At 53.3% G+C, this 24,685-nt stretch carries 40 protein-coding genes; 8 read left to right on the top strand and 32 right to left on the bottom strand.

What is annotated here, in order from left to right; all coding sequences use genetic code 11:
* Nucleotides 1-45: 45 nt before the first annotated feature.
* The 3 genes from sdaA to pabB all read right to left on the bottom strand — a co-directional run bounded on the left by sdaA (nucleotide 46) and on the right by pabB (nucleotide 3,537).
* A complete protein-coding gene (gene sdaA / locus JZ655_RS12450) occupies nucleotides 46-1,410 on the bottom strand; it encodes an L-serine ammonia-lyase (RefSeq protein ID WP_040075185.1) in 1,365 nt (454 codons plus the stop codon).
* Between the two features lie 183 nt (nucleotides 1,411-1,593).
* Nucleotides 1,594-2,172 carry a CoA pyrophosphatase gene (locus tag JZ655_RS12445; protein WP_040075186.1) on the bottom strand — a complete coding sequence of 193 codons (579 nt, stop codon included), beginning with the start codon at nucleotides 2,170-2,172 and terminating at the stop codon, nucleotides 1,594-1,596.
* A 3-nt stretch (nucleotides 2,173-2,175) separates the two neighbouring features.
* The gene (gene pabB / locus JZ655_RS12440; RefSeq protein WP_207291942.1) at nucleotides 2,176-3,537 is read right to left on the bottom strand and encodes an aminodeoxychorismate synthase component 1; all 1,362 of its coding nucleotides are present in this window, start codon (nucleotides 3,535-3,537) and stop codon (nucleotides 2,176-2,178) included.
* 61 nt (nucleotides 3,538-3,598) lie between these two features.
* Between pabB and JZ655_RS12435 the strand changes: the two genes are divergently transcribed.
* Nucleotides 3,599-3,781 (top strand): YoaH family protein, encoded by a 183-nt coding sequence (locus tag JZ655_RS12435; protein WP_040075189.1) that lies wholly within the window; start codon nucleotides 3,599-3,601, stop codon nucleotides 3,779-3,781.
* Between the two features lie 8 nt (nucleotides 3,782-3,789).
* Here JZ655_RS12435 and JZ655_RS12430 read toward each other — a convergent pair whose 3' ends face one another.
* Nucleotides 3,790-4,134 (bottom strand): RidA family protein, encoded by a 345-nt coding sequence (locus tag JZ655_RS12430; protein WP_207291941.1) that lies wholly within the window; start codon nucleotides 4,132-4,134, stop codon nucleotides 3,790-3,792.
* A gap of 126 nt (nucleotides 4,135-4,260) precedes the next feature.
* Between JZ655_RS12430 and yoaA the strand changes: the two genes are divergently transcribed.
* From yoaA to rnd, 5 genes are all read left to right on the top strand, one after another.
* Nucleotides 4,261-6,171 carry a DNA repair helicase YoaA gene (gene yoaA / locus JZ655_RS12425; protein ID WP_207291940.1) on the top strand — a complete coding sequence of 637 codons (1,911 nt, stop codon included), beginning with the start codon at nucleotides 4,261-4,263 and terminating at the stop codon, nucleotides 6,169-6,171.
* Between the two features lie 66 nt (nucleotides 6,172-6,237).
* Nucleotides 6,238-6,933, top strand: coding sequence for a tRNA (adenosine(37)-N6)-threonylcarbamoyltransferase complex dimerization subunit type 1 TsaB (gene tsaB, locus JZ655_RS12420; RefSeq protein WP_207291939.1), 696 nt, complete (start codon nucleotides 6,238-6,240; stop codon nucleotides 6,931-6,933).
* A gap of 37 nt (nucleotides 6,934-6,970) precedes the next feature.
* On the top strand, nucleotides 6,971-7,555 hold the full coding sequence (locus tag JZ655_RS12415) for a Slp family lipoprotein (protein ID WP_207291938.1): 585 nt from the start codon (nucleotides 6,971-6,973) through the stop codon (nucleotides 7,553-7,555).
* 203 nt (nucleotides 7,556-7,758) lie between these two features.
* Nucleotides 7,759-9,444: a long-chain-fatty-acid--CoA ligase FadD gene (fadD, locus tag JZ655_RS12410; protein WP_207291937.1), complete on the top strand. Its 1,686-nt coding sequence runs from the start codon at nucleotides 7,759-7,761 to the stop codon at nucleotides 9,442-9,444.
* 74 nt (nucleotides 9,445-9,518) lie between these two features.
* Complete coding sequence (rnd, locus tag JZ655_RS12405) at nucleotides 9,519-10,646, top strand: ribonuclease D (protein WP_207291936.1); 1,128 nt, start codon at nucleotides 9,519-9,521, stop codon at nucleotides 10,644-10,646.
* A gap of 42 nt (nucleotides 10,647-10,688) precedes the next feature.
* Here rnd and minE read toward each other — a convergent pair whose 3' ends face one another.
* The 28 genes from minE to JZ655_RS12265 all read right to left on the bottom strand — a co-directional run bounded on the left by minE (nucleotide 10,689) and on the right by JZ655_RS12265 (nucleotide 23,990).
* Nucleotides 10,689-10,958 carry a cell division topological specificity factor MinE gene (gene minE, locus JZ655_RS12400; protein ID WP_040075196.1) on the bottom strand — a complete coding sequence of 90 codons (270 nt, stop codon included), beginning with the start codon at nucleotides 10,956-10,958 and terminating at the stop codon, nucleotides 10,689-10,691.
* 3 nt (nucleotides 10,959-10,961) lie between these two features.
* On the bottom strand, nucleotides 10,962-11,774 hold the full coding sequence (gene minD, locus JZ655_RS12395) for a septum site-determining protein MinD (protein ID WP_040075197.1): 813 nt from the start codon (nucleotides 11,772-11,774) through the stop codon (nucleotides 10,962-10,964).
* Between the two features lie 23 nt (nucleotides 11,775-11,797).
* Entirely contained in the window at nucleotides 11,798-12,505 is a 708-nt protein-coding gene (gene minC / locus JZ655_RS12390) for a septum site-determining protein MinC (protein ID WP_046885140.1), read from the bottom strand.
* Nucleotides 12,506-12,681: 176 nt separating this feature from the next.
* On the bottom strand, nucleotides 12,682-13,731 hold the full coding sequence (locus JZ655_RS12385) for a tyrosine-type recombinase/integrase (protein WP_207291935.1): 1,050 nt from the start codon (nucleotides 13,729-13,731) through the stop codon (nucleotides 12,682-12,684).
* A gap of 236 nt (nucleotides 13,732-13,967) precedes the next feature.
* On the bottom strand, nucleotides 13,968-14,594 hold the full coding sequence (locus tag JZ655_RS12380; protein WP_207291934.1) for an Eac protein: 627 nt from the start codon (nucleotides 14,592-14,594) through the stop codon (nucleotides 13,968-13,970).
* 88 nt (nucleotides 14,595-14,682) lie between these two features.
* Complete coding sequence (locus tag JZ655_RS12375; protein WP_207291933.1) at nucleotides 14,683-14,952, bottom strand: hypothetical protein; 270 nt, start codon at nucleotides 14,950-14,952, stop codon at nucleotides 14,683-14,685.
* Between the two features lie 90 nt (nucleotides 14,953-15,042).
* On the bottom strand, nucleotides 15,043-15,258 hold the full coding sequence (locus tag JZ655_RS12370; RefSeq protein WP_207291932.1) for a TraR/DksA family transcriptional regulator: 216 nt from the start codon (nucleotides 15,256-15,258) through the stop codon (nucleotides 15,043-15,045).
* Nucleotides 15,259-15,260: 2 nt separating this feature from the next.
* Nucleotides 15,261-15,485 carry a hypothetical protein gene (locus JZ655_RS12365; RefSeq protein WP_242637269.1) on the bottom strand — a complete coding sequence of 75 codons (225 nt, stop codon included), beginning with the start codon at nucleotides 15,483-15,485 and terminating at the stop codon, nucleotides 15,261-15,263.
* A complete protein-coding gene (locus tag JZ655_RS12360; protein WP_207291931.1) occupies nucleotides 15,482-16,033 on the bottom strand; it encodes a phage N-6-adenine-methyltransferase in 552 nt (183 codons plus the stop codon). The genes JZ655_RS12365 and JZ655_RS12360 overlap by 4 nt, the downstream gene beginning before the upstream one ends.
* A complete protein-coding gene (locus JZ655_RS12355) occupies nucleotides 16,030-16,188 on the bottom strand; it encodes a DUF1317 family protein (protein ID WP_207291930.1) in 159 nt (52 codons plus the stop codon). Before JZ655_RS12355 ends, JZ655_RS12360 begins: the two co-directional genes overlap by 4 nt.
* A complete protein-coding gene (locus JZ655_RS12350; protein WP_207291929.1) occupies nucleotides 16,188-16,517 on the bottom strand; it encodes a hypothetical protein in 330 nt (109 codons plus the stop codon). The genes JZ655_RS12355 and JZ655_RS12350 overlap by 1 nt, the downstream gene beginning before the upstream one ends.
* A gap of 21 nt (nucleotides 16,518-16,538) precedes the next feature.
* Nucleotides 16,539-17,087 carry a 3'-5' exonuclease gene (locus JZ655_RS12345; RefSeq protein ID WP_207291928.1) on the bottom strand — a complete coding sequence of 183 codons (549 nt, stop codon included), beginning with the start codon at nucleotides 17,085-17,087 and terminating at the stop codon, nucleotides 16,539-16,541.
* An 8-nt stretch (nucleotides 17,088-17,095) separates the two neighbouring features.
* Nucleotides 17,096-17,629, bottom strand: coding sequence for a single-stranded DNA-binding protein (locus tag JZ655_RS12340; protein WP_207291927.1), 534 nt, complete (start codon nucleotides 17,627-17,629; stop codon nucleotides 17,096-17,098).
* On the bottom strand, nucleotides 17,630-18,355 hold the full coding sequence (locus tag JZ655_RS12335) for a Rad52/Rad22 family DNA repair protein (RefSeq protein WP_207291926.1): 726 nt from the start codon (nucleotides 18,353-18,355) through the stop codon (nucleotides 17,630-17,632).
* Nucleotides 18,352-18,510, bottom strand: a complete 159-nt coding sequence (locus JZ655_RS12330) for a hypothetical protein (protein ID WP_207291925.1) — start codon at nucleotides 18,508-18,510, stop codon at nucleotides 18,352-18,354. Before JZ655_RS12330 ends, JZ655_RS12335 begins: the two co-directional genes overlap by 4 nt.
* Nucleotides 18,507-18,704 (bottom strand): thioredoxin reductase, encoded by a 198-nt coding sequence (locus JZ655_RS12325; protein ID WP_207291924.1) that lies wholly within the window; start codon nucleotides 18,702-18,704, stop codon nucleotides 18,507-18,509. The genes JZ655_RS12330 and JZ655_RS12325 overlap by 4 nt, the downstream gene beginning before the upstream one ends.
* 77 nt (nucleotides 18,705-18,781) lie before the next feature.
* Nucleotides 18,782-19,216: a zinc-finger-containing protein gene (locus tag JZ655_RS12320; protein WP_207291923.1), complete on the bottom strand. Its 435-nt coding sequence runs from the start codon at nucleotides 19,214-19,216 to the stop codon at nucleotides 18,782-18,784.
* 10 nt (nucleotides 19,217-19,226) lie between these two features.
* On the bottom strand, nucleotides 19,227-19,433 hold the full coding sequence (locus tag JZ655_RS12315; RefSeq protein WP_207291922.1) for a cell division protein FtsZ: 207 nt from the start codon (nucleotides 19,431-19,433) through the stop codon (nucleotides 19,227-19,229).
* A complete protein-coding gene (locus JZ655_RS12310) occupies nucleotides 19,430-19,588 on the bottom strand; it encodes a hypothetical protein (protein WP_177205267.1) in 159 nt (52 codons plus the stop codon). Before JZ655_RS12310 ends, JZ655_RS12315 begins: the two co-directional genes overlap by 4 nt.
* Nucleotides 19,585-19,923 (bottom strand): hypothetical protein, encoded by a 339-nt coding sequence (locus JZ655_RS12305; protein WP_207291921.1) that lies wholly within the window; start codon nucleotides 19,921-19,923, stop codon nucleotides 19,585-19,587. The genes JZ655_RS12310 and JZ655_RS12305 overlap by 4 nt, the downstream gene beginning before the upstream one ends.
* 144 nt (nucleotides 19,924-20,067) lie before the next feature.
* Nucleotides 20,068-20,334, bottom strand: coding sequence for a hypothetical protein (locus tag JZ655_RS12300; protein ID WP_207291920.1), 267 nt, complete (start codon nucleotides 20,332-20,334; stop codon nucleotides 20,068-20,070).
* Nucleotides 20,335-20,389: 55 nt separating this feature from the next.
* Nucleotides 20,390-20,581, bottom strand: a complete 192-nt coding sequence (locus JZ655_RS12295) for a DUF7167 family protein (RefSeq protein ID WP_207291919.1) — start codon at nucleotides 20,579-20,581, stop codon at nucleotides 20,390-20,392.
* 53 nt (nucleotides 20,582-20,634) lie between these two features.
* Nucleotides 20,635-20,955 (bottom strand): hypothetical protein, encoded by a 321-nt coding sequence (locus tag JZ655_RS12290; RefSeq protein ID WP_207291918.1) that lies wholly within the window; start codon nucleotides 20,953-20,955, stop codon nucleotides 20,635-20,637.
* Nucleotides 20,956-21,163: 208 nt separating this feature from the next.
* On the bottom strand, nucleotides 21,164-21,331 hold the full coding sequence (locus JZ655_RS12285) for a hypothetical protein (protein WP_207291917.1): 168 nt from the start codon (nucleotides 21,329-21,331) through the stop codon (nucleotides 21,164-21,166).
* A gap of 725 nt (nucleotides 21,332-22,056) precedes the next feature.
* Nucleotides 22,057-22,317, bottom strand: a complete 261-nt coding sequence (locus JZ655_RS21550; RefSeq protein ID WP_207291916.1) for a hypothetical protein — start codon at nucleotides 22,315-22,317, stop codon at nucleotides 22,057-22,059.
* Between the two features lie 137 nt (nucleotides 22,318-22,454).
* On the bottom strand, nucleotides 22,455-22,970 hold the full coding sequence (locus JZ655_RS12275; protein ID WP_207291915.1) for a hypothetical protein: 516 nt from the start codon (nucleotides 22,968-22,970) through the stop codon (nucleotides 22,455-22,457).
* A complete protein-coding gene (locus tag JZ655_RS12270) occupies nucleotides 22,967-23,218 on the bottom strand; it encodes a hypothetical protein (protein ID WP_207291914.1) in 252 nt (83 codons plus the stop codon). Before JZ655_RS12270 ends, JZ655_RS12275 begins: the two co-directional genes overlap by 4 nt.
* Before the next feature lie 61 nt (nucleotides 23,219-23,279).
* Nucleotides 23,280-23,990 carry a LexA family protein gene (locus tag JZ655_RS12265; protein ID WP_207291913.1) on the bottom strand — a complete coding sequence of 237 codons (711 nt, stop codon included), beginning with the start codon at nucleotides 23,988-23,990 and terminating at the stop codon, nucleotides 23,280-23,282.
* Nucleotides 23,991-24,093: 103 nt separating this feature from the next.
* Here JZ655_RS12265 and JZ655_RS12260 point away from each other — a divergent pair, with 103 nt between their 5' ends.
* Both JZ655_RS12260 and JZ655_RS12255 read left to right on the top strand, forming a co-directional pair.
* The gene (locus JZ655_RS12260; protein ID WP_023306036.1) at nucleotides 24,094-24,282 is read left to right on the top strand and encodes a Cro/CI family transcriptional regulator; all 189 of its coding nucleotides are present in this window, start codon (nucleotides 24,094-24,096) and stop codon (nucleotides 24,280-24,282) included.
* Between the two features lie 86 nt (nucleotides 24,283-24,368).
* Nucleotides 24,369-24,653, top strand: a complete 285-nt coding sequence (locus JZ655_RS12255) for a CII family transcriptional regulator (RefSeq protein WP_023306037.1) — start codon at nucleotides 24,369-24,371, stop codon at nucleotides 24,651-24,653.
* The last annotated feature ends 32 nt before the right edge of the window (nucleotides 24,654-24,685 follow it).

Genomic DNA, 24,685 nt, shown 5'->3' with positions numbered 1-24,685 from the left:
GGGGAGAAATTTCGCCCATCCGTTGCAGATGGGCGAAAGGGGGGATTAGTCGCACTGCACCTTGATAGCCAGGCCACCGCGGGAAGTTTCGCGATATTTCGCGTTCATATCTTTCCCGGTTTCGTACATGGTTTCGATAACCTTATCCAGTGAAACGCGCGGCTCGCTGGTACGACGCATCGCCATGCGTGAGGCATTGATCGCTTTCACCGACGCAATGGCGTTACGCTCAATGCACGGTACCTGCACCTGACCGGCGACCGGGTCACAGGTTAGACCGAGGTTATGCTCCATGCCAATCTCTGCGGCAACGCAAACTTGTTCCGGACTGGCGCCCAGCAGCTCAGCCAGACCGGCAGCAGCCATCGAGCAGGCCACGCCCACTTCACCCTGACAACCCACTTCCGCGCCGGAAATGGAGGCGTTCATCTTATAGAGCGCGCCCACCGCACCCGCAGCCAGGAAGTAACGAATGTAGATGTCCGGGCTAACGGATTCGATGAAGTGATCGTAATAAGCCAGTACCGCCGGCACGATCCCGCAGGCGCCGTTAGTTGGGGCCGTCACAACGCGGCCACCGGCTGCGTTCTCTTCGTTGACCGCCAGGGCAAACATGTTTACCCAGTCCACCACGTTCATCGGGTCATTGGAGTATTTGTCGGTGGTCACCAGCATGCGACGCAGCGCCGAGGCACGACGCGGCACGCGCAGTGGGCCAGGCAATACGCCTTCAGTATTGATACCGCGATCGATACAGGCACGCATGGTCTGCCACACGTTCGCAAAGTACTCTTCAATCTCTTTCTTGCTGTGCAGCGCCAGTTCGTTCTGCATCACCATGCCGGAAAGCGACAGGCCGGTCTCTTTGCAGTAGTTCAGCATCTCCTGGGCGGATTTAAACGGATAGGGGACATTGACATCACCGGCCGTATCTTTGCCGAAATGCTCTTCATCAACGATGAAACCACCGCCGATGGAGTAATAGGTTTTGCTGTAAATCACTTTATCGCCGTTAAAGGCGTGGATCTGCATGCCGTTTTCGTGCAGTGAGAGGTTGTCGCTGCGAAAACGCATGCCGTCATCCTGCGGGAAATCGACTTCGTGCTGGCCGTTAGCCAGCAGCAGGCGGCCGCGCGTTTCAACGTCGCGAATAAACGCCGGAATGGCGTCAATATCAACGGTATCCGGCATATTCCCGGCCAGACCCATTATGATGGCGATATCGGTGTGGTGGCCTTTACCCGTTAAAGAGAGCGAGCCATAGACATCTACGGCAACACGGGTAACGCTTTCCAGTAATCCTTTTTCGACCAGGTCATCGACGAACTGTTTACCGGCCTTCATAGGGCCGACAGTGTGGGAAGAGGAGGGGCCAATACCCACTTTGAACATGTCGAATATACTAATCACTTTAACACTCCTGACAGGGTTACCGGGTTTCCAGTAACGATGTTATAACTGCGCATAGTGTAAGAGGGAACCTGATCGTCAGCTCAACTATTCACATGAATTAAACTAATGGCTAACGGCGGTTTTACTAATAGCGAGAGAGCGATCGCAAACGCAGTAAAAAGTCGGGAATGTAAAGTATAGTCAAGGCTTCAGGCCAATTTGCAGCGCCAGTTCACGAATAATGCCTGCCGTCATGCCCCAGACAAAATAATGCTGGTACCAGGATAACCAGACCCGATGATGGTGGCCGCGACGATGAATATCGAGGGGGTGATAACGACCCAGACGTAGGGCCTCCGCCAGTGGCATTTCAAATACTGCCGCCACTTCGTCTTCGCTGGCGTGATAGTGCAGATTTGGCGGAATCAACCCCACCACCGGCGTAACCTGAAACCCGGTCACGCTGTCGACAGGCGGGAGCACGCCAATCACTTCCACAACCTCGGGCGGAATCGCCACCTCTTCCTGCGCTTCGCGCAACGCGGCGGCAATCAGCGAAGCATCGCTGCTGTCTACTGCGCCACCGGGGAAGGCAACCTGACCGGCATGTTTACGCATCAGCGGGGAGCGTTGGGTGAGCAACAGTCCGGGTTCGTCGCGGCGTACCACCGGGATCAGCACCGCGGCCTGGCGCTGATTAAGCGAGGCGCTATTGACCTGCGGCCGTAATAACTGAAAACGCGATAAAAAATCATCCAGGGTCAGATTGCGGGTCTCCACGATTTAACTCTCCAGTTGTTGCAGTATGCGGTTTACTTTATCAAAGGTTTCCTGATACTCCGCCGCCGACTCACTGTCAGCCACGATACCGCCGCCTGCAGAGCAGTATAGCTGCCCGTCAAAGGCGGTCAGGGTGCGGATGGTAATGCTGGTATCCATGGTACCGCAGAGGCTGATATAGCCGATGCTGCCGCACCAGGCGTTACGGCGCTGGGGTTCCAGTTCGTCGATAATTGCCATCGCCCGCACCTTTGGCGCACCGGTAATCGACCCCCCCGGAAATGCCGCCCGCAGCAGATCGCAGGCGCTGTGCGATGCGGGCAGGCGCGCGGTAATGGTACTGACTAAATGGTGGACCGCCGGGAAAGGCTCAACCACGAACAGTTCGGGCACCCGCACGCTGCCGGGTTCGGCCACGCGCCCGATATCATTACGCATCAAATCTACGATCATCAGATTTTCGGCGCGATCTTTCGGGGAGGCGGCCAGTTTTTCCGCCTGCTGGCGATCGTCATCGGGATCGGTAAGACGCGGTAGCGTGCCTTTAATGGGGCGGGTCTGAATTTCGCCCTCGGCCAGATGAATAAAGCGCTCAGGTGACAGGCTCAGAATCGCCCCCTGTTCAAGGCGCATAAAGGCGCTGAAGGGGGCGCGGTTCTGCGCATTCAGGCGAGTAAATGCCTGCCATTCATCACCCTGATAGTGAGCCTGAAAACGCTGGGCAAGATTCACCTGATAGCAATCGCCACTGTGCAGATAAGCCTGCACCTGGCGGAATTTTGCGTCATACTCCAGCGCGGTCATGTTTGCGCGCCAGTCAGAGGTGAGGCGAAACGGGGTTTGCCCTGTCGGGGGACGCTGTGCTTCCAGCCACGCCAGTCGCGCCTTCGCATCGCCATGGCAGACCAGCGATACGGCCTGTTTATGGTGATCAACAATGACCGCCCAGTCGTACAGCCCCACCGCCATATCCGGCAGGCTGATGTCGTCAACTGCCTGCTGCGGCAGCGTTTCAAAGCGACGACCCAGATCGTAGCCAAAGAGCCCCAGCGCGCCGCCCTGAAAAGGCAGATCGGGGTGCGCATCCGCAGGCAGGCCCAGGTCGTCCAGCATCTGCTGCAGCAAGCTCAATGGGCAGCCAGACGATTCGAACACCGTCTCCCGCGTTATTCGGGTAAGCTCACCCTCGGTAACCAGCGTGGCGACGGGATCGGCCACCAGAATATCAAACCGGCTATAGGGATGGTCAGCGTGGCCGGAATGCAGCAGCATCGCCCAGGGTTGATGGCTCAGCGGCGCAAACCATGCTTCAGCGGCGTCTGGACGCCAGAGTAACGAAATAACGGTGGGGGATAACGAGTTCATCTATAGCAAACAACCGGGCAGCGTGAAATAATTAGCGCTGATAATCTAGCAGGAGTTAATGATGTTTGCAGGTTTACCTTCACTGAGCCACGAGCAGCAGCAGAAAGCAGTTGAACGCATTCAGACGTTAATGTCCGAAGGGATGAGCAGCGGCCAGGCCATTGCGCAGGTGGCAGAAGAACTTCGCGCCACCCATACCGGCGAGCGGATCGTGGCGCGTTTTGAGGATGATGAAGAAGAGTAACCGGCGCGTTATACCGCGGCGATAATCTTAATCTCAACCTTATATTGCGGTTTCATCAGCGTGGCCTGTACGGTGCAGCGTACAGGCGCGTGGCCCGCGACTACCCACGCATCCCAGGCCTTGTTCATGGCTGCAAAATCATCTTTATTCGCCAGAAAAATGGTCGCATCCAGGATCTTCGATTTATCGCTGCCCTGTTTTTGCAGGATAGCGTCAATCTGTGCCAGGGTGTTGGCTGTCTGCTCAAAGGCCTCGGCATCCAGATTCTCCGGTACGCCGGTGTAGTAGAGGGTCTGGTTGTGGATCACCACATCAGACCAGCGGGCTTCGGCATCAATGCGCACAATTGTCATAAACGTCTCCTCGTTATTTTTTCATTGCCGGGCAAGACTGCCATATTGTCTCGCCGCCGTCACTATCGACTGGCGCAAGGCCCGGCAGCCTGACATAATCCCCTGTGCAAAATTACAGGGGGCAGAGTGGCAGACGATTTCGCAGCAGACGGGCAGTTAGCAAAAGCAATTCCTGGCTTTAAACCGCGTGAGCCCCAGCGCCAGATGGCGCATGCCGTCGCGCGCGCGATCGATAACGGGCAGCCGCTGGTTGTGGAAGCGGGGACCGGGACCGGGAAAACATACGCCTATCTGGCGCCTGCGCTACGGGCGAAGAAAAAGGTCATTATCTCGACCGGTTCGAAAGCGCTGCAGGATCAGCTTTACAGTCGCGATCTGCCCACCGTGGCCAAGGCTCTCAAATATAAAGGCCGGCTGGCGCTGCTGAAGGGTCGCTCAAACTACCTCTGCCTCGAACGCCTGGAGCAACAAGCGCTGGCGGGGGGCGATCTGCCGGTACAAACGCTGAGCGATGTCATCATCCTTCGCGCCTGGGCCAACCAGACCCAGGATGGCGATATCAGCACCTGCGCCAGCGTGGCCGAAGATTCTGCCGCCTGGCCGCTGGTCACCAGCACCAACGATAACTGCCTCGGTAGCGACTGCCCGCTCTATAAAGACTGCTACGTGGTGAAAGCGCGTAAGACGGCGATGAACGCTGACGTCGTGGTGGTCAACCATCACCTCTTCCTGGCCGATATGGTGGTAAAAGAGAGCGGCTTTGGTGAACTGATCCCCGAGGCTGACGTGATGATCTTCGATGAGGCCCATCAACTGCCGGATATTGCCAGTCAATATTTCGGCCAGTCCCTCTCCAGCCGTCAGCTGCTGGATCTGGCCAAAGATTTCACTATCGCTTACCGCACCGAACTGAAGGATACCCAGCAGTTACAAAAATGTGCTGATCGTCTGGCGCAGAGTACACAGGATTTCCGCATGCAGCTGGGCGATCCGGGCTTTCGCGGCAATCTGCGTGAACTTCTGGCAGACAATACTATTCAGCGCGCGCTCCTGCTGCTGGATGATGCGCTGGAGCTCTGCTATGACGTGGCGAAATTATCTCTGGGCCGCTCCGCATTACTGGACGCGGCTTTTGAACGCGCCACCCTTTACCGTGCCCGTCTTAAGCGCCTGAAAGAGATCAACCAGCCGGGATACAGCTACTGGTACGAATGTAACTCGCGCCATTTCACCCTGGCCCTTACGCCGCTTACCGTGGCGGATAAATTCAAAGAAGTCATGGCCGACAAGCCGGGGAGCTGGATTTTCACCTCCGCGACCCTCTCGGTAAATGATGACCTGCACCACTTCACCGAACGACTGGGGATTAACGAGGCGGAGTCGCTGCTGCTACCCAGCCCATTTGACTACGCGACTCAGGCGCTGCTCTGCGTACCACGTAATTTACCACTGGCGAATCAGCCCGGCGCGGCGCGCCACCTGGCGGCGATGCTTAAACCGATGATCGAGGCGAACAACGGGCGCTGCTTTATGCTCTGCACCTCTCACGCCATGATGCGCGACCTGGCAGAGCAGTTCCGCGCCACCATGACCCTGCCGGTGCTGTTACAGGGTGAGACCAGTAAAGGCCAACTGTTGCAGCAGTTTGTTAGCCACGGCAATGCCCTGCTGGTGGCAACCAGCAGCTTCTGGGAAGGGGTGGATGTCCGCGGCGATGCGCTCTCTCTGGTTATTATCGATAAGCTGCCCTTTACCTCGCCGGACGATCCGTTGCTGAAGGCCCGTATGGAGGATTGCCGCCTGCGCGGAGGCGATCCCTTCGACGATGTGCAGCTACCGGACGCGGTGATCACCCTTAAACAGGGGGTAGGGCGTCTTATCCGCGATATAGACGATCGGGGGGTGCTGGTGATCTGCGACAACCGGTTGGTGATGCGTCCTTACGGCGCAACCTTTATTGCCAGTCTGCCACCCGCGCCGCGCACGCGGGACATCAATCGAGCAGTGCGTTTCCTGGCGGCGCCATCGGCGGAGTAATTTGCCCTGGAGTGTGCTAAGATGCGCGCCATTTTGTATTGACCCACTGCGAGAGCGCGACAACTGATGCGAATTCTGGCTATTGATACCGCCACAGAGGCCTGTTCTGTTGCCCTGTGGAATGACGGTGCCATCTCTGCTCATTTCGAAGAGTGCCCACGAGAACACACCCAGCGCATTTTACCGCTGGTAAAGATGATCCTGACTCAGGGCGACACCACTTTAACCGACCTCGACGCGCTGGCCTTTGGCCGCGGCCCGGGGAGCTTTACCGGCGTGCGTATTGGCATCGGTATTGCGCAAGGGCTGGCGCTCGGCGCCGGGCTGCCAATGATTGGCGTCTCTACCCTGGCAACCATGGCACAAGGTGCCTGGCGTAAAACCGGCGCCACCCGCGTGCTGGCCGCCATTGATGCCCGCATGGGTGAGGTTTATTGGGCGGAGTACACGCGTGATGAACAGGGTGTCTGGCACGGTGAAGAGAGTGAAGCGGTACTCAAGCCGGAAGCCGTTAGCGAGCGGTTGAAGCAGCTTTCCGGCGTCTGGGCAACGGTAGGTACGGGCTGGAAAGCCTGGCCGGATATGGCGCAGGCGAGTAGCGTAACGCTGGAAGAGGGCGAGATGTTGCTGCCTGAAGCCGAAGACATGCTCCCCATCGCCTGCCATCTGCTGGCAGCAGGCAAAACGGTGGCGGTTGAGAAGGCCGAACCAGTTTATTTACGAAACGAGGTGGCATGGAAGAAACTTCCAGGCCGCGAGTGAATCTCAGTATCAGGAACTGAGAAAAAGGGGTCGCATCATGGCGGTTCATAATTATGTAGTACGCCTTCTGGCGGCCGGCGCGGTGGCGCTGGCATTGAGTGGATGCGTATCGGTACCGGACGCCATCAAAGGCAGCAGTCCGACGCCGCAGCAAGATCTGGTCCGGGTGATGAACGCACCTGAACTTTACGTCGGCCAGGAAGCGCGTTTTGGCGGTAAGGTGGTCGAGGTGTACAACCAGCAGGGTAAAACCCGGCTGGAGATTGCCACGGTCGCACTCGATAGCGGCGCGCGTCCGATACTGGGCGAAGCGTCACGTGGCCGTATCTATGCGGACGTGAACGGGTTCCTCGACCCGGTTGATTTTCGTGGGCAACTGGTCACCGTCGTGGGTCCTATCACCGGTACGGCGGAAGGCAAGGTGGGCAGCACCCCCTACAAATTTATGACCATGCGGGCCAACGGCTACAAACGCTGGCATGTTACGCAACAGGTCATGATGCCGCCGCAGCCTATCGATCCCTGGTACTGGGGACCCCATCCGTACCGTTATGGCGGCTACGGTGGCTGGGGCTGGTATAACCCCGGTCCAGCTCGCGTTCAGAACGTAGTAACAGAGTAACTTACTGTTATTATTGAAAAAGAAACAGCGGCCTCGCCGCTGTTTCTCGTTTTATACGGATATAACAAAAATAAATAGTGACGTGCTTCGCAACCCGAAAAGCGGACAATTAATAAACTGGTACGCTGAGTTAATATAATGTTAACACTTTGTATTTAACCGGGGTTGTGATGACGACAAATACTCATTTCAGAGGTGATTCATTGAATAAGGTTTGGCTAAACCGTTATCCCGCGGATGTTCCTGCGGAGATCAATCCTGACCGCTATCAATCCCTGGTTGAACTGTTTGAACATTCGGTGGCACGCTATGCCGACCAGCCCGCGTTCGTGAACATGGGCGAGGTCATGACCTTCCGCAAACTGGAAGAGCGCAGCCGGGCTTTTGCCGCCTATCTCCAGCAAGGCTTAGGGTTACAAAAAGGGGATCGGGTGGCATTGATGATGCCAAACCTGCTGCAATACCCGGTCGCGCTGTTTGGCATTTTGCGCGCAGGCATGATCGTAGTTAACGTCAACCCGCTCTATACCCCACGTGAGCTGGAGCACCAGCTGAATGACAGCGGTGCGGCGGCGATTGTTATCGTCTCTAACTTTGCCCACACGCTGGAAAAAGTGGTGGACAAAACTCAGGTCAAACACGTGATCCTGACGCGGATGGGCGATCAGCTCTCCACCGCGAAGGGTACGCTGGTGAACTTCGTCGTCAAATACGTTAAGCGGCTGGTACCCAAATATCACCTGCCAGATGCCATCTCCTTCCGCCGGGCCCTGCAGACGGGCTACCGCATGCAGTATGTTAAACCCGAAATCGTCCCGGAAGATTTGGCGTTTCTGCAATATACCGGCGGCACCACCGGCGTAGCGAAAGGGGCGATGCTGACCCATCGAAATATGCTGGCCAACCTCGAACAGGTAAACGCCACCTACGGCCCGCTGCTCCATCGTGGCAAAGAGCTGGTGATCACCGCGCTTCCACTGTATCACATCTTTGCACTAACCATGAACTGCCTGCTCTTTATTGAACTGGGCGGACAAAACGTGCTTATCACCAACCCGCGCGATATCCCGGGCCTGGTGAAGGAACTGGCGAAATACCCCTTCACCGCCATGACCGGGGTCAACACCCTGTTTAATGCACTGTTGAACAACAAAGAGTTCCAGCAACTCGATTTCTCAACCCTGCACCTCTCTGCCGGTGGCGGTATGCCGGTGCAGCAGGCGGTTGCCGAACGTTGGGTGAAACTGACCGGCCAATATCTGCTTGAAGGCTACGGGCTCACCGAGTGCTCGCCGCTGGTCAGCGTCAACCCGCACGATATTGACTATCACAGCGGCAGCATTGGCCTGCCGGTGCCCTCCACGGAAGCCAAACTGGTGGATGATAACGATAACGAAGTGGTGCCAGGCGAGCCCGGTGAGCTCTGCGTGAAAGGGCCTCAGGTCATGCTGGGTTACTGGCAGCGTCCGGACGCCACCGATGAGATCATCAAAGACGGCTGGCTTCATACCGGCGATATCGCCGTGATGGATGACGAGGGTTTCCTGCGTATTGTCGATCGTAAGAAAGATATGATTCTGGTCTCCGGATTCAACGTCTATCCCAACGAAATCGAAGAAGTGGTTATGCAGCACAACGGGGTGCAGGAGGTGGCCGCTGTCGGCGTACCGGCCGGCACAAGCGGCGAAACGGTGAAGATTTTTGTGGTGAAAAAGGATCCGTCGCTGACCGAAGAGGCGCTGATTACCTTCTGCCGACGCCAGCTTACCGGGTATAAAGTCCCGAAACTGGTTGAGTTTCGTGATGAACTGCCAAAATCCAACGTCGGCAAGATATTACGACGAGAATTACGTGACGAAGCGCGCGCCAAAAGCGACAATAAGGCCTGAGCTTCGTGTGAGTCACCCCAAAACGCTGGCTAAGCCGGCGTTTTTTTATGGGCGCAAACCAAAGAGAACTTGTTTTGAATTACCAGATGATCACCACCAACGACGAGCTGGCCTCCCTGTGCGATGTCACGCGTGATGCACCCGCTATCGCCCTGGATACCGAGTTTGTTCGTACCCGCACCTACTATCCACAGCTGGGCCTGATACAGATGTATGATGGCAAACGGCTGGCCTTAATTGACCCGCTGGGCATCACCGACTGGGCGCCGCTGCGCGAGCTGATGCTGAACACCGCTGTGACCAAATATCTGCATGCCGGGAGTGAAGATCTGGAAGTCTTCCTGAATACCTTCGGCATTATGCCGCAACCGCTTATCGACACCCAGATTCTGGCCGCCTTCTCCGGTCGTCCGCTCTCCTGGGGCTTTGCCGCGATGGTCGAAGAGTACACCGGACTGGCTATCGATAAGAGCGAATCCCGTACCGACTGGCTGGCGCGTCCGCTCACCGAGCGCCAGCTTGATTACGCTGCCGCCGACGTTTTCTATTTGCTGCCCATTGCCGGACAGCTGATGAAAGAGGCCGAAGCCTCTGGCTGGCTGCCAGCCGCGCTGGACGAGTGCTGGATGACGCAGCAACGTCGTCAGGAGACCGTCGACCCGAAAGACGCCTGGCGCGACATCAATAACGCTTCACAGCTGCGTACGCGCCAGCTGGCTTGTCTGCAGTTGCTGGCGGAATGGCGTCTGCGTAAAGCCCGCGACCGCGACATGGCGGTGAATTTTGTGGTGCGGGAAGAACATCTCTGGGGCGTGGCGCGCTTTATGCCGGGCAGCATGGGTGAGCTAGACAGCATTGGCCTCTCCGGTAGCGAGATCCGTTTCCACGGCAAAACGTTACTGGCGCTGGTGGCCAAAGCGCAGGAGATCCCGGAAGACGAACTGCCGGAACCGCTGTTGAATCTAATGGACATGCCTGGCTACCGTAAAGCGTTTAAAGAGATCAAGGCGCTGGTCCAGGAGGTGGCGACAGAGAGCAAACTCAGCGCAGAGCTGCTGGCGTCACGTCGTCAAATCAATCAGTTGCTCAACTGGCACTGGCAGTTAAAACCGCAGAACGGGTTGCCGGAGCTGATGGCAGGCTGGCGCGGGGAGTTAATGGCTGAACGCCTGAGCGCACTGCTGAAAAACTATCCGCTGTAAGAAGGGTAGGCCGGGCAGCGCGCTGCCCGGCGCTATACGTCACTAGGAACGTGACTCTTCCGCTTCTGGTAGGGTGACGTTGAGCTCCAGAATCGAGATGTCCCCGTCCCGTTGCTCCAGCTGTACAGAGACCATTTCCGGGTCAATCTGCACGTATTTACAAATCACTTCCAGAATGTCTTTACGCAACTGAGGCAGGTAGTGCGGCTCAGCGTCGCTGCGGCGTCGTTCCGCCACAATAATTTGCAGTCGCTCTTTCGCGATGTTGGCGGTGCTTTTTTTCCGCGAGAGAAAAAAGTCCAGTAATGCCATAACTTATCCTCCGAACAGGCGTTTGAGGAAACCTTTCTTCTCTTCTTCAATGAAGCGGAAAGGACGTTCTTCACCAAGCAGACGGTCCACGGTATCAGCATAAGCTTTACCCGCGTCGGCGGTGGCGTCGAGAATAACAGGTTCACCCTGGTTTGACGCGCGCAGCACGGACTGATCTTCCGGGATAACGCCCACCAGTTTAATGCGCAGAATTTCGAGCACGTCTTCCATGCTCAGCATGTCACCTTTGTTGACCCGGCCCGGATTGTAGCGGGTGAGCAGCAGGTGTTCTTTGATTGGATCCTGTCCATTTTCCGCACGACGTGATTTGGACGCCAGGATACCCAGGATACGGTCGGAGTCACGAACAGACGAGACTTCAGGGTTGGTGGTAATGATGGCTTCATCAGCAAAGTAGAGCGCCATCAATGCACCGGTTTCAATCCCTGCCGGCGAGTCGCAAACAATGAAGTCAAACTCCATCTTTTTCAGCTCATCCAGCACTTTCTCCACGCCTTCACGCGTCAGCGCGTCTTTGTCGCGCGTCTGAGACGCGGGGAGGATATAAAGGTTTTCCGTGCGCTTATCTTTGATCAGCGCCTGGTTTAGGGTGGCATCGCCCTGAATAACGTTAACGAAGTCGTACACCACGCGACGCTCGCAGCCCATGATCAGGTCGAGGTTACGCAGGCCGATATCAAAATCGATAACGACGGTTTTCTTTCCCTTCTGGGCCAAACCAGTAGCGATGGCCGCGCTGGAGGTGGTCTTGCCAACGCCTCCTTTACCCGAAGTAACAACAATAATGCGTGCCATAGAAATTCCTTGTTAAAAAGGGATCAATTCAACGGTTGAACAGTCAAAGCGTTATCTGCCAGTTGCAGACGCGCCGCTTTGCCATAAAATTCGGCCGGGATTTTATCGCTCAGCCAGTAAACCCCTGCGATGGAAACCAGCTCCGCCGACAGGTGGGTACAAAAAATTTGCGCGTCGCGATCGCCACTGGCGCCAGCCAGCGCGCGTCCACGCATGCTGCCATAAATATGAATATTGCCATCCGCGATCAGTTCCGCGCCCGCGCTAACGTGGTTGGTCACAATTAAGTCACAGTTTGGCGCATAAATGCGCTGACCGGAACGAACCGGCAGATCAATCAATCGCGTTTTTGTGACTGTGCTATCAATTTCAACCGGCGGGGCAGGCGGAGCGGCCTCGGTGGGGGCGGCGCGTGGGGCTTTTTCTTTGCCTTCATTCAACAACGGCAGGCCAGCCCGATCGATTTCAGCTTTCAGTTCGGCATCTTTGCAGCCGCTAATGCCCACGATCCGTAGTCCGGTAGAGGTCACCGCCTGCTGCAGGCGCTGCCAGTTGATCGGTGCGTCAAGGTCGCTGACATTAATGACCACGGGAGCATGTTTTAGAAATGCGGGCGCCTGAGCGATTTTGTCTTCTAACGCCTGACGAATAACCTCGGGTTTTGCATCATGCAAATGAACCACTGATAAGGTGAAGCTACTGCCTTTAAGCTCGATGGGCGTGTTTGACATCCTGGCCTTACTCAATTTGCTTTGAACCGCGACGTATCCGACGCGATATTCCGAAGAGTATCAGGCATGTTATAGTCACTATTATATTGAGGCAAGCAACCACCCATTAATTCAGAGTAAAAGTCTATTTTTATTAGACTAAGTTCAAAAAACACCCTCAAAAAACATTAATCATATCAGCCGCTTACTCGCTTCTTTTCTCCTCGTATTTTTTGTAATTCATCGTCCTGTGTCAAAAACGTGACAGAGTCAACGAATCTGTTCAAATGTTCAGCACTCAGGTGGGCATATTTTTTCACCATTTCCAGAGTCTCCCAACCGCCCATTTCCTTTAACATCATGAGAGGTGTTCCATTCTGAATATGCCAGCTTGCCCAGGTATGCCTCAGGTCGTGAAAACGGAAGTCAGAAATTTGTACGGACTGCAGCGCCCGGTTAAACTCTTTCCTCTCGATATCCATCAGCCTTTCCCCATTTATCGAGAAAACGTACTCGCATGACATATCGCATTCACGAAGTACTCTTATCGCTTCATCGTTAAGCGGTAGTGATCTGGCCCGTCCTGATTTGGCGTTCTCGGCGGTGACCATCGCATTTCTGTTTTCGATATCAACGTTATCCCACCTGAGCGTAAGTATTTCTCCGCGCCTTGCTCCGGTAAGCAGGGCGAAGGAGACTATCCGCTTCAGAACGGGGGCGCTAATTGACTCGATCAGCTCTCTGGCTTGCCACTTCCTTATCCACCGCACACGAACCTTAGGCTCTCTGAGTTCTGGTACGTATGGCCGGTGATCAATCCATCCATGCTTAAGAGCCAGCGAGAACGCCCTGATGATAAACGCCCGGTAGCGGTTGATAGTTCCGTTCTCAAGTGGCTTTCGGGATTTATGCTGAGCATGGGTTGGCATCTTTCTGGCAATTTCATCCCCCTGGATAGTGGAGATCGCTCTTCCTTTAAAAACTGAAAGCCAGTACTTCGCATAACCTTTCTTCGTATCGTATAGCTTCTGGCCCTCTGCGTCCTTGAGGGCCATGATTACGATTTCCTCAAATAGATGTTCCTTACGTTTATCAAGTCTGGAGACATCCCACATCTCATGCTTCAGCTTATCGTGGTACTCCTGCGCCTTTGCCTTTTCTTCGGTGCCAGAAGAGTGTCTAACTCGCGTTCCATCTGGAGCGGAGATATCGACCCAGTAGGTTTTACCTCTTTTGTAGATCGGCATTTCATATGTTCCTTACCGACCACAGCCAGCCGGAATACATTGTTGGATGTTTGAGAGAACTTTTCCACGCTTTCTTCGCTGGCCCGCCATGAACCGCCTACTTTGAACATGTGATATCTGGCAGGGTTGCGATAGATGGTGCTGGGAGAGACATTGATGCGTGCCGCAAGCTCCGGCACCTTCATGAATGGTGTGTTTCCGGCCATTGGTTTACTCCAGGCAAAAATAAACCGCCCTCAGGCGGCTTCGTTAGGTTCGCTATTCACAATGTCGTAAAACTGACCGTAGGTGAGCTTTTGGAAGTTCTCAGGGATTGCCACCTTTCCGTGCCGATCTTCGATGTTGTTGGGGATGGCAAAAACCAGACAATCATCACGCCCCGGCGCTTTGCCGCCATAAGTCGAAAGCATAGCGAAACCGAAACCACGACCTGAAGGGCCACCGATTCCAGTACGCATAATCCCGTAGTGGTTGACGATGTAGTCTTTCCACTCAGGCAGCGATTTTAGCTTTGCGTTAGCTTCCTGCATCGCAGCATCGAGCTGCTTATTGAAAGCCCGCCCTTCCTTTGTATTTCCTTTTCCCCTTCCAAGAACCACCCGCTTTCCATCAAACATCTCTTCACGCTTGATAGTCATAGGGCAGGGGAACTCATATCCCTTTTCCCACACAAACCCACTAAGCAAACCGCCTCCGCCGCCCCATCCGCTAGATGTTGTCCATGCAATGGCACCTACCTTTCCGGCCGCTTCAGGCAGAATGGCGTTACGCTGCTCTCCGATAGCGTCGTAACCGGCAATAAGCGACTTCACTTCATCGCCTTCAACCATGTAGTAATCATAAAATTTGCTTTGGTCTGACATAATCTATCCTCATGCCGCACGCTGGGCGCAGCGAGTTTTATCCAATAAAAAACCCCGCCAGGGCGAGGTTCGTTTCAGTACACTGTTTTCAGTTTAGCGGGGTAGGGTTGTACTTAAATATCGCATCTACTATCGTTTTATCTGAAGGTTCTTCACCATGCACTCCAATCAAAAAACCTCCTTTTTCTGGATAAACAGTGCTAACCCGGAATGAAACCCGCTCTGCACTATGACTAACTATATTATTGCCTGTGGGCGATGGTACTGGTTTGCTGTTGAAGTAGTAGGATTCTTTCCCGGGTTCAACCTGTTTCTTTGTGCCTTCATGTCCAGCACCAAAAAGCATAATATCTTTCATCTTATGATCTCCTGAATACAGACTAACAAATATTAGGCTGACACAGTGAAGGACGTAAATACCGCCGCTTAGTAAGGGGGCAAGGATGAGTTAGAACCCCCTCTGCTTATTCCTCAGCTCTATTTCTTCTTGGCAACTGGAGCAGGTCTGGCAGCCGGGAACGGCAGCGCGCCGCGGATCGGGAATTGGTTCGTCGCATTCTTCACAACGCTCAGCTGATACGGCGTTACGGTTGATGCGGTGAGCGGAAAGGGCAGCGTTACGCTGAAGCTCTTCTATCTCTGCTGCTGTATCGATGATGTCCATGGTCAATGCTCCCGGAACTGTTTGTTAATCATGCCGATGGTGTAGACGAACAATAAAAAAGGGACTCCAAGCCCCTTTATCTTCTCGTAGTGCTTCGCCAACAGTGGCCGACTGACAGAGTCAAACTTCGGCTTTGGCTTCTGCGCCATGGCCTCTTTCAGCTCATCGTTACATCTCTTGGCAGTGGCGCGCAGAGCGTTCTCTTGCTCAATGGTCATATTCTTCATGCTTCCTCCCGTCGGGCGAGAAGTTTCGCCCCGAAAGCCATCAACTCATCCCGATCCACAGTTGCGAAGTGGCAGTGTGTACGCGGGTACGGTCGCCAGATGATGAGCATACTGCCTTTATTATTCCCACTGACCGGCTTACCGGTGACCGGGTTGATAAATGCCAGCCGCCCGGCGGTGATGAAGCGAACCTCGCTGGCGGTCTGGATAGCTTCCTTGAACCAGCCTACGGATGTATCAGCCGGAACCAGCATGACGGTACCAATCTGGTTCTCGCTCTCCGCTGCAGCCTTCTTCACAAATGGCGTGACGTCGCTATAAGGTGGGTTCATCCAGGCATAACCGGGGATGGTGAGGTAGTCGGCCCACGGTGTTTCCAGCGTGTTCTGCTCGGCGGTGATGAACTTGCGGCAGAGCGTGTTGTGAGGTGCGGCGGCGGCGTCCAGTTGAAAGCAGAACTCAGCATCCAGTGCTGCAAACAGTGCCGGTGGCGTGCGCCATAAATCACGCTGATCCGCTGGCGTATTACTTCCGGTGTAATCGCTCATGCGGCCTCCTGCCTGTTGAGATACTCTTCAGTCAGTCGCTGCGCCTTCAGAGGGTTGCAGATGACATCACCCCATGGCATCAGCCAGCCGTTAGGTCCGACAATGAATGTCAGTCGAAGCCCGTAAATAACAATGTCGTCGTGAGCATGTTTCATCAGTCGTTCCTCACATGGCCGTAGCGACCGATATAGTCACGGTCTCGGTCGTTAATTCGTGATGGCTGCATAGGGCCGCATGGGATGAATACAGGAGAGAAGGAGGCTTTGAAGTTGTTTCGCCAGAGCATGGATTCGTATCTGCGTAACCCTCTCTCCTCCCAGCAAGCATCAGCCGCCATATCCTTTTCTTCCTGACTGCGCTTATCCACTCGCTTCTTTCCCAACTCCTCCGCAAGGAAGGCGCAGACGCGAGCGATCACTTCATCCTTCGATTCCAGTTTTTTGGGCGCGCGAAAGTAACCCGCCCCTTGAGGAGGTTGTGACATTTTTTAATCCTTAACTGAGTGTTACTTGACTAATTTCTGCCAGATGGCGGAAACGTATTTGGCCTGATGAATGGCATCGTCCAGGGCGCTGTGTCTGGTTCCTTCGAATGGCATATCGCGCTTAGGGTCGAATCCGATCGCTTTACCCATCTCGACGACGGTGCGCACATCGCGGTCATTCCACCATTGCCACGGCGCTTCCTGCCAGGTAAGCGCGTAGCTGTTACGGAGAATGACGCAGTCGAATGATGCGCCGTTACCCCATACCTGAACGAATCGCGGCTTGGCGTGCTTAGCGATGAAATCAGACAGCCAGCACAGAGCGGTGGAAAGCTCTTCGGTGTCATTGGTTAACGATTTTCGAGCATCCTCGCCTTGCTCCATCCACCACAGGATTGTTGAGGCGTCAGGCCGGGCGCGGAACCTCATTGATGACTCAAGCGATACGTTTACCTGGAAGTCATCGCCAGTGGCCCCGGTGTTCGGATCGAAGAATACGGCGCCAATGGAGATGATCGGCGCGTATGGCCCTTTACCCATCGTTTCTAGGTCAATCATTAAGTGGTTCATGTTCATCCTTAAATGGCGTGAATAGTGTGGCGAGGGAAGGGAAGGGTTACGGGAGCAAACGGAATATCGTCGTCGAAATCCATAGGTGGCTCATTTGACTGAGCAGATGCTGACCGCTGTTGCTGGCGAGGTTGCCCGTTACCGGAAGAGTTACCTGATTGCTGCTGACCACTTCCCGCCTGTGCGCCTGCCTGCCGTCCACCGAGCATCTGCATGACCCCGCCGACGTTTACCAGCACCTCCGTGGTGTACTTATCAGTGCCTGACTGATCCGTCCATTTCCGGGTACGTAACTGGCCTTCGATATAAACCTGAGAGCCCTTGCGGAGATATTCGCCAGCCACTTCTGCCAGCTTTCCGAACAGCACAACCCGGTGCCATTCAGTCTGCTCTTTCTGCTCGCCGGTCGCCTTATCTCGCCACGACTCCGAGGTCGCCAGCGTGATATTTGCTACCGCTCCACCACTTGGCAGATAACGAACCTCAGGATCCTGCCCGAGGTTGCCAACGAGGATTACTTTGTTAACGCCTTTACTTGCCATTTATGCCGCCTGTGTAAGTTCTGAACGTCTGATGCCAGTGACGTCTTTGCATTTTTCCTGGTGCTCTACATACCCACTAAGTTCCGCCCAGGTCTTTCTGTATTGCTCAGTTAACTTCTTGATGTCCGTTTCGTTATTGGCATAAGAAGAGAACGCGGCGAGTATCTTGTCCGCATCCACGCCTTGAGGTGGATCTGGCTCTTTTGTTTGCTCTGCAGGCTGTGGTTCGATCTGCTCATGCACCGCCCCGGCAGGTAATGCCCAGGCTGGCAAGGCAGGTGGTTTCCAGTAAAACACGCCAACTTCTTTTGATTTGGCATAGTGGAATCCATTTGCCCGCTCCGCAGAGACAATGGCGAATCCTTCTTCAAGGTTGTATAGATAACGCCCGATCCCCCACTGCACGGCGGCGCGTTTCATCGCCCCAGAACGCCCACCTTTAACCGCTTCCACTTGGGTGTTTTCAGCTGCATCCCATTTGGTGATCCACTCTCCATCCACCTTGATGGAGATGCCGCACTCAACCCCGCCGTTATTAGGGATGTCGCGATATTCGTTACGCCAGCCTGCTTTCCCGCACACTTCATCGAGACGCTTCATGATTGCCCGATTGGTGACGTAGGCCAGCACCTTGGCCCAGATCTTGTTGCCGCTTTTCCCTGCTTGCTGAATGCGCCACTCGATATCTACAGTGGCGAATGGCTCATCTAACAGATTCAGGTTCATGTGAAATCTCCTGCAAATTCAGCCCAACTAATCACCTGATTCTGACGTTCTGCTGCCAGGTTAACTGGCTCGTCTTTCTCTTCCGGCGCATCAGGGATAACGTCACGCATCAGCCGGACGAAAGCATCGTCATCCCAGCGCTCCATTGCGATCATGCTGCACGCTCCTGATGATTGACGGTGTAACCCTGCTCAACCAACCATTCGATGACTACAGCGCCATCCAGTTGTTTAAGCACCTCTCTGGTGTCCACGGTGCCGGCCAGCACCACACCTTCAAGTTCAAGCTTGATGTTGTTATGCGGACCTACAGACGTGCGCACATCCACGCACTCGCATGTAATGTTCATTGCTGAACTCCTGAAATTTAGTTGTGAGCCAACAGGCAAAGATGTTCTGCCAGATGGTTTAGGTAGGGTAGGGAGAGTTAGCCGTTAAGCCATTCTTTGCAGTGCGCCATTGCCGCCTGACACTGCTCTACGGTGAACCAGCCGAAGTGGCATTCGGTAACAGGTATACCCATCTTGCCAGCCAGCCATTGGTATGCCTCAGTGCGCGTCATGGCTCCGGACTTCCAGATCCGTTCAAAAGGCATCTTGCAGCTCTTCCGCGCGTCGCGGGTTGGCTTGTCTGCCAGAGTCCCGAGAGGTATCGCTGTGAAAGGATGAAGCCCGACGTATGCTCCGCAGCATTCGCAAAGATAGACATACGGCCATTCACTGAAGTCGCGTCCATAGACTTCTTCATGAGTGCCGATCCGCACTAAACCAGAGCACAGGTGACAATTAGTTGGCGCGGGAAGAGGATTCTCTACTCTGGCCGTCGCCTTTTTGCTTGGATTTGCTGGAGTTTTGATTTCCATATCAGCGACCTCAGTGAACCATCGGCTCGCCGCGCTCATTCAGCAGCACAACGACGGAATCACTTTTGATGATGGTTTTTTCGAAGATGTTGAAGGCGTACAGGCCTTTCGCAACGTTCGCAGAGGCGCGATAAGTTTTACCGTGGTGTTGCAGCATTGTGCCCGGTAAAACCTCGCCACGTGGCACTGATGCGGTGCCGTAGTGCATTCCAATCATACCTTTACCTCAACCTGTTCCAGGAGGCCAGCGATATGCATCTGCCAGCGGTTCAGCGTCAGTTTTTCACGCGGTGCCGATACCGACGTCAGTTGCCACTCGTTATCGTTGAGCTTTTTGGCGGTGTACTGCTTGCCGTTGTGGGTGACTGTCATGATGACTCCAACTTAACGCCAGGAACTTTCCCTGCCTTGATTGCGTCGTACAGAGCTTCTGCGGTGTTCTTAAATAAGCGATGCTCCCCAATAACGCATGGGTCATAATGCAGAGCATTGATGAAGGCGTATTTCTTACGGTCTTCTTCAGTGATTGGCGAGAAGTCACCCGGCTCACCAGATGAAGCCAGATAGCCAATATCAACTGTGGCGCCCTTACGACCTGAATAAACAACCACTCCCTGAGCGTATCGAGAGTCTTCATCAATCCAGAAATTTACTTCTTGCCCAACTTGCGGGAACTTGGAGTCTCCCCATGCGAAATTACTTTTCATAATCATCTCCGCCCTTAAGCCGGGCCGCTGAACGTTAAACAAGACTTCTGCGCTAAGGGGCGGTGGATGGCCGCCGGTTGTCATAAATGGGCAGACTCGAAAATCTGCCTATGTATGGCCGATAAAAAACCCGCCGGAGCGGGTCTATTCGTCTTCTTCGCCGAGTAGCTGACTGAGCTGCTCAGGTGTTGGCTTTTTCCAGTTGAGGATTTGCCCGGTTTCGATATCTATATCAAGCTCCAGATAGTCGCCGTAATGCTGACCCGGAAAACAGTCAGGAACGTACTCATTCTCAATGGTGCGAATGTTGTTATCCGCCTCATCAAATACTTCTGCCGTAAAGCGGTCGCAAACCTTTATGCAGGTCTTGATGCGCTTAACGTTCACCTCTTTCCTAACGCTCACTTGCACTTGCATCGCCTTACCCTCTGTAGTTACCCGCAAAAAAAAGGCCGCGTTACGCAGCCTATTTAATTTCGTTGTAGCCCCATTCCATGCGCTCCCACGCTACTTCACGCATGGTTTCCTGCTGCTCTTCGTCAGACATTTCATCCCATTCCTCTGACGAGATTCCGAAGTCATCCAGATCAACCTCTGCCTCATAGCGACTGTGGATGTTCGCCCCTGAATCCAGGTAAACTTTGAACTTCCTGCCCATACCCTCACCCTCTGTAGTTACCCGCGTAAAAAAGGCCGCCTAAGCGACCTCAGTCAGAAATAGTTATCAAGGTCACGCTTGACCCTTTCCAGGATGATTTTTGCATCATCAAGACTCTCAGCATCTAGAGCCTCCCTTATAGCCATCGCCAGCTGCTTAGCGTCTGATTCGAAGTCATCAGCGCGACTCTCCCATTCGGAAGCCTCTTCCTCTGCATAGTAAATTCGATCCCCATACTCGCCTTCGAGTTCTGAGCGAACCTCAGCGCGAAGCTTCTCCCGAATGATTTCTGATGCCTCTTCAATGGAAAGAGTCGCCAGAGTCGTCTCTGGCTGATGTGTGCCATATTTCAATGAGATATCGTCAGCAGACATACAACCCCCGAAAAAATGCCCGCACGGGGCGGGCTAAGAAGTCTTCTCCAATTCAACCAGAACAGAATCATCGTCTCCTGTTAGGTTGATGATGGTGAGATTACCATCACCAAGCACCGGCTTTCGATGCTTGAGGCTGATTCACCCCTTTGTTTATTCACCGCAGGCCACTCGTAAATGACCTATGGTGAAGGCCGCCTAAGCGACCTCAATACCCTGAATATTCACGAAGAGCTTCGATAATCTCTTCGCAGTCGATAAGAAGCTCATTCGGTTCATCATCTCGCTCTTTAAAAGCTGAGATATTTCCCGCCAGCTGTTCCAGCATTGCTGCTTGCCATTCCGGGTCGAAACTTTCTGGTACTTCTATTTCCATTTCCTCACCTCAATAAGTTGTTATTAACGCGCTGTGAAATGCTTTGGCGGTGTGGTGGCTGGAGTCGAACCAGCTTCCATCGGTGCGCTGCCGATTGGGTTACGCGCGCCTTGCAGCTACTTATCGCGAGTATTTGCCACAAAACTATTCCCTAGCTCGCCGTTGAGCTTCACCACACCCCAAAACATTCCTTGTAAACCCCCGACTATGCCGGGGGAGTACATCGCAACTGCACGATGTATGCAGTACGCCGACCAGGTATTAGTAATTTGTATTTAAAGATTTGCGCCGTCGCATATGCTCTCCTTGGTTGTTGGTTGATTTGCCGGGTGGCACTCGTGAATGCCACCTGGTAAATCTGCCCCGATGTTCAGGGCGACTGAGCAGCAAACCATTCCGGTGCGGCGTCCTCTTCGTGCGCTATACCCGCCACGCGTTACACACCTGCCTCAATCCCATTGGGCGCCATTTCAATTTGCCAGGAGCGCTCCGGGTGATTTGCTGCTTGTCTGAATTGTTAAAAAGCAGGCGACTTGCTGTCCGCCGCTGGCTAACTTCGCTCAGCTGTCGAGTTCGTTTCGATGGGGTAACAATACTAGCGGTATTAATTTATAGCAATACCGCGAGTATTAATAAATTGAGAATTAATACTATTGGTATGAAATATAAGGGAATTTATTTTTGTAAATCTCAGTGATATGCTTCGAAAAACAGCAAATAGGGTGTCAGTTATGATGGACGAAGAGCGTGCAGGCATGATCGGCTGCGCCATTGGTGCAGCTATCGTTCAGCTTATAGGTGACGGGAAGGTGATTAACAGAGATAACCTGGTCGAGCAGCTGGAGCAGAACCGAAGAGATGCTGGCAATGTGATAGGGAAGGGCGTGAACAGGGATGCAGCCGAGATAGTGCGGAAAGGAAGGTAGTGCAGGAGTGACAAAAAAGTGCAGGAGCAACATGCGCCAGCGCAGGTTATTTTGGATCACGTCATAAGTGATTGAATTGCATTGGATGCTGGCTTTAGTGGTTAGTGTAAGTCATTGATTTTAACGCCAGCGCAGTAACTTTTGGATCTCGCTATAGCAGGCATAAAAAACCCGGCGCGGTGGCCGGGTTTGTAATATTAGTGGCCGTGAGCTTTTCTTGAAGCCACTGAGCTTATGGTTGCAAAAAGGTTTGCTATTCCAGCAGCTGTAGGCATTGATGACAGTCTGTTAAGGATGACACCAACCGGGATTGCGAAAGCAAAACTTAATCCAATCAACGCAATCGCCAATATAGAAGATATTGGATTTTTGCTGATTGTCATTTTCATGCACTGATCAAAAGCTGCATCATAGAGTTTGTTGTTCGCTCTCTGAGTTGGCTTAATGTCGAGCTTGCCTTTTGCTATCAACATGTAAGCCAAGACGAACGGACACGCCATGGCGCATAAGGGCAACATATAAAATTTACGAGATAGACGGTAAGAGCGATACAACGACTCTTTATCTGCTTCTGGAACACCCCTATCTTCAAAGTATTCTTCGATAAGCTCTACAGCTTTTTTCTGATATCTCAATGCGCGCCTGCGGCACAATACCCAGTACGCAACGATAACTAAAGCAAGGGCAAGAGCTGACAGCATGTTAACAATCATTTCTTTTTCCCCCTCTTTTTCGATTTCTTCATTGCTTCTACGACCTTTTTATCAAGAGATCGTTCATTTTTAAAGATGCTACCTACAGTGTAGATGATATAGAGCAACGTCACCGGAACCATCAATATCAAGAGCAACGCTATTACAGGGCACTTATCATACAACGATTCCCAAAAAATCCTAAGCTCTTTAATGCTGTCGGGCATTGCGCTTAGGTCGATATCGCCACCGAAGATAGAGAAGTTCATTTAACTTTCCGTGTGAGTCATGGTTAACGTTACAGTTAACTTTGAACCGTTAACGCTAAAATTATATCAATCGTAATTTTGTCTCTACAGCGACACCTATGATCCGACAGTTGCCGTTAATTGCCACAAGCGGCCACTGGGGATTGAGCCCCTTCAGATACTTCTGTGCACCATCGATAACCAGCTTCTTAAACGTCGCCTCGTTAGAATCAGATAGCTTTGCTATTACCAGGCTGCCGTTGATCGCCTCGCGGCCCGTATCGAAAAGAACGAAGGTACCTTCAGGGATGCTAAGGCCAGCTGGAGCTGTCATCGAGTCACCATCCACCTGCAGCCAGAACGCCTCCCCCTGAATATGAGCATCTGATTCAAGCCAAAGGTCTATATCCTTTAGAGTGTACGGCTCAACAGCCTCGCACCATGCGCCGGCCTGTACCTTGCTAAGGACGGGATATTTTGAGCCAGGTGAATAATGCCCGGCGAACGAAGTATTTTCTGACGCTACCGAACTCATATCAGAGATTTCCTTCGCCAGGGAAGGACTGAAGTCCGAGACACTAACCCCAAGAAGCCTGGCAAAGACCGATGCTACCGCTGTATTTAAGGCATTCCTTCCATTCAGGTAATGGCCGACGGCACCCTGAGATATGTCCAGCGCGTCCGCAATGGATTGCTGAGTAATACCCAGTTCTTTTTTCTTCGCTTCGTAAAGGGCTTTTAAACGCTGTGAATCAGCCACTTGAGCGGTGGTGAGGATCTTTTTCTTTTCCATTATCAGATATTAATACCAAAGCTCATATTTTAAAAATACCGCAGGTATTGCTTTATGTAATACTTCTGGTATTGTTTGGTTGTGCACTCAAAGGAGCAACCACATGAAGATTTCTTTAGCTGAGTTTGTTGGCGAGGTAGGTCAGGCCAAAGCAGCTGACGCTATCGGTGTACACCAGACGGCAATCAGCAAGGCAATTAGGGTTGGGCGTCAGATTTTTATCAACCGACTGCCCGACGGGAAAATCAAGGCTGAAGAAATCAAGCCTTTCCCGCACAGCAAAACCCCGTAAGTACTACCGCTCTTTAACAATCTGGAACCCAATTTTACTCGGCTGATTAGTCAGCCGACTCAACAACTTATTAAGGATTTTAACTAATGGAAAACACAACTACCCGAAACAAAGCCCAGGCTCGAAAAATTGAGTCCTGGATCCTGAATCAGATTGCCATGAAAGGTGCCTCAAACGTGGCCAAAGCGATCGGGATGGATAAATCAGGCATTACCCGCTGGAAAGAAAACATGCTGCCTAAGCTGGCGATGCTCTTAGCGGTTCTGGAGTGGGGTGTCGTTGATGACGACATGGCGAGACTGGCAAAGCAGGTTGCGGAGATTCTCTCAAATGAAAAACCCCAAACGAGCGGTAACTCGTTCAGGGCTTAAGTCACTGTGTTACGCCAACACATCTAACAGGA

This window comes from Leclercia pneumoniae (genome assembly GCF_017348915.1).
Classification (GTDB): domain Bacteria; phylum Pseudomonadota; class Gammaproteobacteria; order Enterobacterales; family Enterobacteriaceae; genus Enterobacter; species Enterobacter pneumoniae.
The sequence above is the reverse complement of the archived record's forward strand: the minus strand, read 5'-3'. Positions and strand labels throughout refer to the sequence as shown.

What these genes read in the sequence shown, in the direction of transcription:
- JZ655_RS12315 (WP_207291922.1), bottom strand. Translation starts at nt 19,433, where the DNA reads ATGATTGGAATGCACTACGGCACCGCATCAGTGCCACGTGGCGAGGTT.
- JZ655_RS12270 (WP_207291914.1), bottom strand. Translation starts at nt 23,218, where the DNA reads ATGAACTTCTCTATCTTCGGTGGCGATATCGACCTAAGCGCAATGCCC.
- JZ655_RS12345 (WP_207291928.1), bottom strand. Translation starts at nt 17,087, where the DNA reads ATGAACCACTTAATGATTGACCTAGAAACGATGGGTAAAGGGCCATAC.
- JZ655_RS12340 (WP_207291927.1), bottom strand. Translation starts at nt 17,629, where the DNA reads ATGGCAAGTAAAGGCGTTAACAAAGTAATCCTCGTTGGCAACCTCGGG.
- JZ655_RS12375 (WP_207291933.1), bottom strand. Translation starts at nt 14,952, where the DNA reads ATGAAAGATATTATGCTTTTTGGTGCTGGACATGAAGGCACAAAGAAA.
- JZ655_RS12435 (WP_040075189.1), top strand. Translation starts at nt 3,599, where the DNA reads ATGTTTGCAGGTTTACCTTCACTGAGCCACGAGCAGCAGCAGAAAGCA.
- JZ655_RS12320 (WP_207291923.1), bottom strand. Translation starts at nt 19,216, where the DNA reads ATGGAAATCAAAACTCCAGCAAATCCAAGCAAAAAGGCGACGGCCAGA.
- JZ655_RS12325 (WP_207291924.1), bottom strand. Translation starts at nt 18,704, where the DNA reads ATGAACATTACATGCGAGTGCGTGGATGTGCGCACGTCTGTAGGTCCG.
- pabB (WP_207291942.1), bottom strand. Translation starts at nt 3,537, where the DNA reads ATGAACTCGTTATCCCCCACCGTTATTTCGTTACTCTGGCGTCCAGAC.
- JZ655_RS12295 (WP_207291919.1), bottom strand. Translation starts at nt 20,581, where the DNA reads ATGGGCAGGAAGTTCAAAGTTTACCTGGATTCAGGGGCGAACATCCAC.
- JZ655_RS12385 (WP_207291935.1), bottom strand. Translation starts at nt 13,731, where the DNA reads ATGCCGATCTACAAAAGAGGTAAAACCTACTGGGTCGATATCTCCGCT.
- JZ655_RS12255 (WP_023306037.1), top strand. Translation starts at nt 24,369, where the DNA reads ATGGAAAACACAACTACCCGAAACAAAGCCCAGGCTCGAAAAATTGAG.
- tsaB (WP_207291939.1), top strand. Translation starts at nt 6,238, where the DNA reads ATGCGAATTCTGGCTATTGATACCGCCACAGAGGCCTGTTCTGTTGCC.
- JZ655_RS12365 (WP_242637269.1), bottom strand. Translation starts at nt 15,485, where the DNA reads ATGAAGAATATGACCATTGAGCAAGAGAACGCTCTGCGCGCCACTGCC.
- JZ655_RS12350 (WP_207291929.1), bottom strand. Translation starts at nt 16,517, where the DNA reads ATGTCACAACCTCCTCAAGGGGCGGGTTACTTTCGCGCGCCCAAAAAA.
- minD (WP_040075197.1), bottom strand. Translation starts at nt 11,774, where the DNA reads ATGGCACGCATTATTGTTGTTACTTCGGGTAAAGGAGGCGTTGGCAAG.
- JZ655_RS12355 (WP_207291930.1), bottom strand. Translation starts at nt 16,188, where the DNA reads ATGAAACATGCTCACGACGACATTGTTATTTACGGGCTTCGACTGACA.
- JZ655_RS12285 (WP_207291917.1), bottom strand. Translation starts at nt 21,331, where the DNA reads ATGGAAATAGAAGTACCAGAAAGTTTCGACCCGGAATGGCAAGCAGCA.
- JZ655_RS12305 (WP_207291921.1), bottom strand. Translation starts at nt 19,923, where the DNA reads ATGAAAAGTAATTTCGCATGGGGAGACTCCAAGTTCCCGCAAGTTGGG.
- JZ655_RS12380 (WP_207291934.1), bottom strand. Translation starts at nt 14,594, where the DNA reads ATGTCAGACCAAAGCAAATTTTATGATTACTACATGGTTGAAGGCGAT.
- JZ655_RS12290 (WP_207291918.1), bottom strand. Translation starts at nt 20,955, where the DNA reads ATGTCTGCTGACGATATCTCATTGAAATATGGCACACATCAGCCAGAG.
- JZ655_RS12275 (WP_207291915.1), bottom strand. Translation starts at nt 22,970, where the DNA reads ATGATTGTTAACATGCTGTCAGCTCTTGCCCTTGCTTTAGTTATCGTT.
- JZ655_RS12260 (WP_023306036.1), top strand. Translation starts at nt 24,094, where the DNA reads ATGAAGATTTCTTTAGCTGAGTTTGTTGGCGAGGTAGGTCAGGCCAAA.
- JZ655_RS12335 (WP_207291926.1), bottom strand. Translation starts at nt 18,355, where the DNA reads ATGAACCTGAATCTGTTAGATGAGCCATTCGCCACTGTAGATATCGAG.
- JZ655_RS12360 (WP_207291931.1), bottom strand. Translation starts at nt 16,033, where the DNA reads ATGAGCGATTACACCGGAAGTAATACGCCAGCGGATCAGCGTGATTTA.
- JZ655_RS12330 (WP_207291925.1), bottom strand. Translation starts at nt 18,510, where the DNA reads ATGATCGCAATGGAGCGCTGGGATGACGATGCTTTCGTCCGGCTGATG.
- JZ655_RS12415 (WP_207291938.1), top strand. Translation starts at nt 6,971, where the DNA reads ATGGCGGTTCATAATTATGTAGTACGCCTTCTGGCGGCCGGCGCGGTG.
- JZ655_RS12310 (WP_177205267.1), bottom strand. Translation starts at nt 19,588, where the DNA reads ATGACAGTCACCCACAACGGCAAGCAGTACACCGCCAAAAAGCTCAAC.
- minE (WP_040075196.1), bottom strand. Translation starts at nt 10,958, where the DNA reads ATGGCATTACTGGACTTTTTTCTCTCGCGGAAAAAAAGCACCGCCAAC.
- JZ655_RS12430 (WP_207291941.1), bottom strand. Translation starts at nt 4,134, where the DNA reads ATGACAATTGTGCGCATTGATGCCGAAGCCCGCTGGTCTGATGTGGTG.
- minC (WP_046885140.1), bottom strand. Translation starts at nt 12,505, where the DNA reads ATGTCAAACACGCCCATCGAGCTTAAAGGCAGTAGCTTCACCTTATCA.
- JZ655_RS12265 (WP_207291913.1), bottom strand. Translation starts at nt 23,990, where the DNA reads ATGGAAAAGAAAAAGATCCTCACCACCGCTCAAGTGGCTGATTCACAG.
- JZ655_RS12370 (WP_207291932.1), bottom strand. Translation starts at nt 15,258, where the DNA reads ATGGACATCATCGATACAGCAGCAGAGATAGAAGAGCTTCAGCGTAAC.